The organism is Mesorhizobium sp. M7A.F.Ca.CA.003.01.2.1 (genome assembly GCF_003998945.1).
Taxonomy (GTDB): domain Bacteria; phylum Pseudomonadota; class Alphaproteobacteria; order Rhizobiales; family Rhizobiaceae; genus Mesorhizobium; species Mesorhizobium ciceri.
The window spans coordinates 1-7654 of record NZ_RZRA01000148.1 but is presented as its reverse complement, the minus strand read 5'-3'; the positions used below and the strand labels follow the sequence as shown (position 1 = coordinate 7654).

Annotated in this window: 5 protein-coding genes; 1 reads left to right on the top strand and 4 read right to left on the bottom strand. The window is 63.4% G+C overall.

Annotation, left to right across the window (positions count from 1 at the left end):
- Window positions 1–226: 226 nt before the first annotated feature.
- From phnA to EN969_RS08855, 3 genes are all read right to left on the bottom strand, one after another.
- Window positions 227–1483: a phosphonoacetate hydrolase gene (gene phnA, locus EN969_RS08865; protein ID WP_063167533.1), complete on the bottom strand. Its 1257-nt coding sequence runs from the start codon at window positions 1481–1483 to the stop codon at window positions 227–229.
- A 24-nt stretch (window positions 1484–1507) separates the two neighbouring features.
- A complete protein-coding gene (locus EN969_RS08860) occupies window positions 1508–2707 on the bottom strand; it encodes a 2-aminoethylphosphonate--pyruvate transaminase (RefSeq protein WP_063167532.1) in 1200 nt (399 codons plus the stop codon).
- 125 nt (window positions 2708–2832) lie between these two features.
- Entirely contained in the window at window positions 2833–4533 is a 1701-nt protein-coding gene (locus tag EN969_RS08855) for a Na/Pi cotransporter family protein (RefSeq protein WP_063167531.1), read from the bottom strand.
- Between the two features lie 155 nt (window positions 4534–4688).
- Here EN969_RS08855 and EN969_RS08850 point away from each other — a divergent pair, with 155 nt between their 5' ends.
- The gene (locus EN969_RS08850; protein ID WP_013533042.1) at window positions 4689–5558 is read left to right on the top strand and encodes a LysR substrate-binding domain-containing protein; all 870 of its coding nucleotides are present in this window, start codon (window positions 4689–4691) and stop codon (window positions 5556–5558) included.
- Here EN969_RS08850 and EN969_RS08845 read toward each other — a convergent pair.
- On the bottom strand, window positions 5555–7654 hold a 2100-nt coding region (locus EN969_RS08845), incomplete at its 5' end, for an FAD-dependent oxidoreductase (protein ID WP_164758188.1). The two genes, EN969_RS08850 and EN969_RS08845, sit on opposite strands and share 4 nt — an antisense overlap.

The following is a 7654-nucleotide window of genomic DNA, read 5'->3' as shown; positions in this document are numbered from 1 at the left end:
GTTCTGCTCCAGCAGATTCTTGTTGCGCGGAGGATTCGACCCCCACTCCGGCCCTTCGGGCCACCTCTCCCCCGATCGACGGGGGAGAGGAAATCAGGCGAGGTCAGTGCCTCAACGTTTCCAGGTTAAGCCGCGGCTAACCCTGGCGCCTTTCCTCTCCCCCGTCGATCGGGGGAGAGGTGCCGAGCGAAGCTCGGCGGAGTGGGGGTCGACAATCACGCTCGACTCAAGCCAGCGCCGCCGCCATGGTGGCGTAGTAGAAGGCATCGAAATTGCGCAGCGTCGGCTCGTTCGGAAATTCCGGCAGCACACGATTGACGATGAACGGCACCTCCTGCTCGGTCAGCCCGCCATGCGACCGTAGCGGCTCGTTCAGAGCCGCCAGGTCATGGCGATGTTCCGAGGTGCCGATCGTCTTGTTCTCGGTCGAGATCAGCACGATGTCGCCGATGCGATCGGCCGGCAGTTCGAAGCGCTCGCAGGCGGTCGGGCTGTCGACGACCAGCATGATGCTATCGATCTTGGCCAGCCTGGCCATGATATCGGCCTGGTCGGCGCCATCAGGCAGATAGGCGGTGGCGAAGGAACCCAGCGCGCCATGATGCACGACATAGGGGTCGGTGATCGGCAGGATGACGCGGGCGGCATCTTTGCCCAGCCACTCGTCGAGAAGGTCCTGGACATAGACGACATCAGGCGAACCGTCCGCCTTGTGCTTGGGCTTCATGCCATGGTCGGCGGTGACGACGATGGCAGCACCCAGCGCATCGAGCTCGGTCAGGTATTTGTCGAACATCTCGTAGAAGGCGTTGGCCTGCGGCACGCCGGGCGCATATTTGTGCTGCACATAGTCGGTGGTCGTCAGATACATGATGTCGGGGCGGAATTCCTTCAGCAGCTGGACGCCGGCGGCGAAGACGAATTCCGACAGCTCGGCCGAATAAACCTCCGGCACCGGCAGCCCAAAGTGCTTCGAGGCATTGTCGATGCCGTGCTCGGCCTTGCTGGTGGTGTCGGATTTTTCCGCAGAGAAGCACAGCGCGCGGCCTTCGTCGAAGGCGAGGCCCTTGCCGAGCAGCGCACGCAGCTTGTCCTTGGCGGTGACCACGGCGACCTTGGCGCCGGCATCGTAGAAGGCCTGGAAGATGGTCGACGCGCGCAGGAAGCGCGGGTCGTTCATCATCACTTCCTTGCCGGTCTCGCGCTCATAGAGATAGTTGCCGCAGATGCCATGCACCGACGGCGGCCGGCCGGTGGCGATCGACAGATTGTTGGGGTTGGTGAAGCTCGGAATGACAGAGTGCGCAAAGCGCACCGTGCCCTTCTGCTTGATCCTGACCAGAGCCGGCATCAGCCCGGCCTTTATCGCTTCGTCGAGATAGGCCGGCTCGCAGCCGTCAAGGCAGATGGCGATCGCCGGCACGCGCGGCCAGGCATAGGTGCGGCCGTTGACCGACACGGTGACAGGAGACATCTGGTTCATCTGATATCCTCGAAGTCGGCCGCTTCAGGCGGCGAGTTTGGCGCGTTCGGCAAGTGCCGCGGCGGGTGGGGCGGCGGTGTCGACGCCCATTTCATGAAGCGAGAACGCTGCCGCCTCGACGACGCGGCGCATGACATGTTCGTCCATCTGGCCGATGCAGCCGACGCGGAACGAATCCACGGCGGTCAGCTTGCCCGGATAGATGATGAAGCCCTTGTCCTTCATCAGGTCGTAGAAACGGTCGAACGCGAAACTGGCATGAGCCGGGTTGAAGAAGGTGACGATGATCGGCGACAGCCAGCGATCCCGGAGCAGTGTCTCGAAACCGAGGTCGCGCATGCCGGCCACCATAACGTCGCGGTTCCTCGTATAGCGGGCGCCACGGCCGGCGACGCCGCCTTCGGCCTCATGCTGGCGCAGTGCTTCGAGGAAGGCGGCCACGACATGCGTCGGCGGCGTGTAGCGCCACTGGCCGGTCTTGTTCAGGTGCGCCCACTGGGCGTGGACATCGAGCGACAGCGAATGGCTCCTGCCTTTGGCGGCCTCCAGTTCGCTCTTGCGCGCGATGATGAAGCCAAAACCCGGAACGCCTTCGATGCACTTGTTGGCGGACGAGACCATCGCCTCATAGCGGATTTCGTTGACGTCGAGCGCCACGGCGCCGAACGCACTCATGGAATCGACCAGCAGCTTGCGACCCTTGGCATGGACGGCTTCGGCAATTTCAGCGACCGGGTTGAGGATGCCGGAACTGGTCTCGCAATGGATGGCGATGACATGGGTGATATCAGGGTCGGCCGCGAGGGCCGCTGCCACCTCGTCGCCGCGCGGGGGCAGATAGTCACCCTTGTCGATCAGCGTATAGGCGCGGCCGAGATACTGCATGGTCTGCGCGGCGCGCAGGCCGTAGGCGCCGTTGGCCAGCACAAGAACCTTGCCGTCCCTGGGCACGAACGACCCCAGCATCGCTTCGACGCAGAAAGAACCGCTGCCTTGCATCGGCACGCAGTCGAACTCATCGTTCCTGTCCCCGGTCAGCGCCAGCAGCCGGCGACGCATATCCGATGTCATGGCGCGGAAGTCGCCGTCCCACGATCCCCAGTCGCGCAACATCGCCTGCTTGACCGAATAGGCCGTGGTGAGCGGCCCCGGGGTCAGAAGATACGGCTCGCCCAGCGCCGGGCTGGCCAGCGGCTCCGCGGCAAATTTCGTCTCGGCGAGCATGTTGTCCTCCGCTCGATCTGCGTTCGATGTGGCCTTATTCTTGGCCTGAATGATCTATTTGTAAAATCGTTATTTTGTATCGATGTATAGATTTTAGTGATGGCCTGCCGGGCGGGAATCCGTCCTCAGGCCATTGCAGGAGCCCTCACTTCCGCAGCCCCTCTCGCCAGCCGGCTTTCGAGCAGATCACCGCTCTGCGTCAGCAAGGGATAAGCGACCGAGGCCATCAGCGAGTTGATCTCCTTCAGCGCCCGCACGGCCTCCAGGTGGATGTCGCTGGTGTCGATGCTCTGCGGCATTCCCGATTGCAGGCGCTTGAGGTGACGGTCGTGGCTCGTGCGTTCCAGTCTGCGCATCCGCTCCTTCTCGACGACGAGTTGCCGCGCCGAATCGAGATCGCTCGACACCAGCACATTGAGTGCAAGCTGCATGTTGGCCATGACACGGTTGTGAAGCCCGGCCAGTTCGCTCCAGCCGTCGCGTGAGAAGCGCAGGTTCTTGTCACGCAGCTCCTGGGTGAGCACGAGCAGGTTCTTGGCGACGATGTCGCCGGCGCGTTCGAGATTGATGGCGAAGTCGGTGAGCTCGATGCCGCGCTGCGCTTCGGCCACGCTCATGCTGCCGCGATTGACTTCGGCAATGTAGAGCTTGATTTCGGTATGGGCGCGGTTGACCTCCTCATCGAGTTTTTGAGCCTGGCGTATCTGGTCGCCGGTGCCGGCGTCGAAGAAATCCATCACTGGGCGCAGCATCACCTCGACGACTTCGCCCATGCGCAGCAGCTCGCGGGTGGCACTGGCTAGCGCAAGACCGGGTGTGCGCATGACGGTGCGGTCGAGCGCGCTGGTGCGGCGCGACATCAGGTCTCCACCCTCTCCGGCCTTTGCCACCGGCCTGTCTGCGATCAACAAGGCGACCAGCCGCTCCATCATGCCGGTGAACGGCAAGCAGCAGATGACCAGCACCAGATTGAAGGCAAGGTGCAGGTTGACCAGCTGGCGGCCTTCGGTTGCGCCGAACAGATGCGCCGGGAAGGTCACGGCCTGAAGCGCGAACAAAGCCGCCAGCGCCGCCGTGCCGCGAAAGATCAGATTGCCGAGCGGGATACGGCGCGCCTCGACGGCTTCGCCGCGCGTCAGCCAAACCGCGATCAGCGCGCCGCCGCAATTGGCGCCGAGGATGAAGAACAGACCGACCTCGACCGGCAAGACGCCTTGTGCGGCAAGCGTGACGAACAGCAGGATCGCCGCGACGCTGGAGTGGATCAGCCATGTGAACAGGGCAGCGGCGGCAAAGGCGGTGAAATAGTCCGCGCGCAGATAGGAGATCACCAGTGGCAGCAAGGTGCTCTGCCGCATCGGTGCGGTCGCCTCGCCGATCATATGCAGCGACAACAGGACGAAGGCGACCCCCATCAGGATTCGCCCGCTATGCCTGATGCCAGCCACTTCGAACTTCAGGGCCATCGCGCCGCCGACCAGGATCAGCGCCGGCACAAGCCAGCTGAGGTCGAACGACAGCACCTGCACGACCAGGGCGGAACCGAGATCGGCGCCCAGCAGGATCGCCAGCCCGGCCGACACCGAAACCATGCCGCTGGCGGCAAACCCGGCCGCCAGGATAGCGACGGCGGTCGAGCTCTGCAGCAGCACGGCAAGCACGGTGCCGACGCCGGCCGATCTGATCCGCTCACCCCGGGCTTGCCTCAGGGCATCACGCAAAGCGGGCCCGCAGGCCCGCTCGACACCCGTGCGCACCATATGCACGGCCCAGAGCAGCAGCATGACCGCACCCGCCAGATGCAGCAGGATGATGGAAAATTGCATGGCGACGCCTCCGGTGCCAACGGCCGGCAGGGATGTCGACCCATGCTCAGGCTGAGGGTCGGCAAAACATAAGTCAAATCGTTCCTTTCGATCTTTTCCTAAGCAATCCTTATGATAAGATGTCGGCGATTTCAGAAGTGTCGGAGGCACGGGAGATGCGCTACGTCCAGTTGCGAGCCTTTCACCAGGTGGCCATCTGCGGTGGCTTTTCTCGCGCCGCCGAGGCGCTCTTCCTGACCCAGCCGGCGATCTCGGACCAGGTGCGCAAGCTCGAGGAAGAGTATGATGTGCTGCTGTTCAACCGGAACAAGAAGCAGGTCACGCTGACCCATTCGGGCCAGAAATTGCTCGAAATAACCCACCGCATGTTCGATACCGAGCAACAGGCGCTCGAACTCCTGACGGAGTCCCGCGCCCTGCGTTCCGGCACGCTGCGCATCGTCGCCGATGCCGCACATCATCTGCTTCATATTCTCGGCAGCTTCCGGGCCCGCTACCCCGGCGTGCAGGTTTCGGTGCGCGCCGGCAACACCGAGACGGTGATCAGCAGCCTCTACAGCTACGATGCCGATATCGGCGTGCTGGGCGAGGTGCCGACGGGGCGCGATTTCGAGGTGCTGAAACTCAACTCGACGCCGATCATCGCGTTTGCATCCGTCGACCACCCGCTGGCCGCGAAAAAGTCGCTCACCCTCAAGCAGCTCGCGCAGGAATCACTGGTCATGCGCGAGCGTGGATCGAAGACGCGTCAGAAACTCGAAGATCTCGCAGCCGCCTCGAAAATCGAATTGAGGCCGGCGATCGAAGCCGAGGGCCGCGAAGCCGTCCGCGAGATCGTCGCCTCGGGCGCCGGCATCGGCTTTGTCTCGGCGGCCGAATTCGGCCAGGATTCGCGGCTGGTGCCGATCACCATCGATGCTCCCGAGACCCTGATGGACGAGGCGTTGATCTGCCTGCGTGAACGCAGCGGCGGCAAACTGGTGCGGGCTTTCCTGGATATGGCGCGCTCGATGTCAGCGGATTAAGCGGCGGCCCTGATCTCCACCGCATCAGCCTTCACCCGCTCCGACTTCGGGTCGTAGGGGCTGCGCAGATGTGCTGTCGCGGCATGGCGAACGCCGGCAAGGTCGATCTCGAAACGACCACCGGTGAGAAATGCAGCGTCGACGCCCGCCTCGTTCTCGATCAGGCCGAGCGCCACCGAGCGGCCAAGCGTGTGGCCGTAGGCGGCCGAGCGGACTTCGCCGACCGGCTTGCGGTCGCGCAGGATCAGTTCGCCGCCCCACAGCATCGGCTCGGCATCATCGAGCGTGAACAGCACGATGCGTCTTGCCGGTGCTGCCGATGGCTTCGTCTCAACCAGCGCGTCGCGGCCGATAAAGTCACCTGGCTTGTCCATCGCCACGGCGAAGCCAAGCCCGGCCTGCCAGGGGTCGATATCAGGCGTCAACTCCCTGCCCCAGGCGCGAAAACCCTTTTCGATGCGCAAGGCATCGAGCGCATAGTAGCCGGCGTCCAGCAGACCGAATTCACGGCCCGCCTCATGCAACGCCTCATAGACGCCGACGGCGAATTCTGTCGGCACGATCAGTTCCCAGCCCAGTTCGCCGACATAGGTCATACGGTTGGCATAGGCGGTGGCATAGCCGATATCGATCTCGCGGATGGTGGCGAAGGGAAAGCCGGCGTTGGAAAGATCGGCCGAGGAGAGTTTGCCCAGCAGATCGCGTGATCGCGGTCCCATCAACGCCAGCACCGCGTAGGACGAGGTGACGTCGGTCACGATTGCATGCGCGTCGGATGGAATGTTTTTGACGATCCAGTCGGCATCGTGGACAGCTTGTGCGGACCCGGTGACGATGAGGAATTTCTCCGCGCCGAGCCGCATAACGGTGAGATCGCTCTCATAGCCACCGCGTGCATTGAGCACGCCCGTGTAAACAGACGTACCGTCCGGTACCTCAATATTTCCGGCGCAGATCCAGTTGAGCACGGCGCAGGCATCGCGGCCCTGCACGAGGAGCTTGGCGAAAGAGGTCTGGTCGAAGACGGCGACGGCTTCGCGTGTCGCCTTCATTTCGCGCTTGACCGCCTCGTGCCAGTTCTGGCGGCCGAAGGCATAGTCGTTCTCGGTCTTCTCTCCCGGTGCCGCGAACCAGTTGGCGCGCTCCCAGCCCATCTTGGAACCGAAGCAGGCACCTTTGGCGGCGACCCGGTCGTAGAGCGGCGAGCGGCGGAACGGCCGCGCCGTGTCCAGTTCACGGTTCGGCCACGGCATGGCGTAATGCAAGCCGAGCGTTTCCTTGACACGGTCATGCAGCCAGCGCGGATTGTTGTTGAAGGAGGCGAAACGCCTGATGTCGACCGGCCACAAATCCATGGTCGGCGCGCTGTTGACGATCCATTCCGCCAGCGCCCTGCCCGCGCCGCCGGCGCTGGCGATGCCCATGGAGTTGAAGCCGGCGCCGACATAGAAATTCTTCAGTTCCGGCGCCTCGCCGAGGAGAAAATTGTTGTCCGGCGTGAAGCTTTCGGGACCGTTGTAGAATTTCTTGACCTCGGCCTTGGCCAATTGCGGCACGCGGACCAGCGCGTTTTCCATCAGGATCTCGAACTGATCCCAATCGTCCGGCAACAGCGCGAACTCGAAATTTTCGGGAATGCCATTCATGCCCCACGGCTTGGCGTGCGGCTCAAAGCCACCCATGACCAGGCCGCCGACCTCTTCCTTGAAATAGATGAACCCGTCGGGGTCGCGCATGACCGGCAGGTCCGGATGCACGCCCTCGATCCTGCCGGTAACGATGTACATGTGCTCGGCCGAATGCAGCGGCACCGAGACGCCGCACATCAGCCCGACCTTGCGCGCCCACTGGCCGGCGCAATTGACGACGATCTCGGCGGCAATGTTGCCGCGGTCCGTCTCGACACCGCAGGCGACGCCGTTCTTCACGCTGATGCCGGTGACCTTGACCCGCTCGAAAATTTTCGCGCCGCGATTGCGCGCACCCTTGGCCAGCGATTGCGTGAGATCGGTCGGATTGGCCTTGCCGTCGCCCGGCAGCCAGACGGCTCCGACCAGATCGTCGGTCGCCATGACCGGCCATAGATCGGCCGCCTC

What these genes read in the sequence shown, in the direction of transcription:
- EN969_RS08850 (WP_013533042.1), top strand. Translation starts at nt 4,689, where the DNA reads ATGCGCTACGTCCAGTTGCGAGCCTTTCACCAGGTGGCCATCTGCGGT.
- EN969_RS08860 (WP_063167532.1), bottom strand. Translation starts at nt 2,707, where the DNA reads ATGCTCGCCGAGACGAAATTTGCCGCGGAGCCGCTGGCCAGCCCGGCG.
- EN969_RS08855 (WP_063167531.1), bottom strand. Translation starts at nt 4,533, where the DNA reads ATGCAATTTTCCATCATCCTGCTGCATCTGGCGGGTGCGGTCATGCTG.
- phnA (WP_063167533.1), bottom strand. Translation starts at nt 1,483, where the DNA reads ATGAACCAGATGTCTCCTGTCACCGTGTCGGTCAACGGCCGCACCTAT.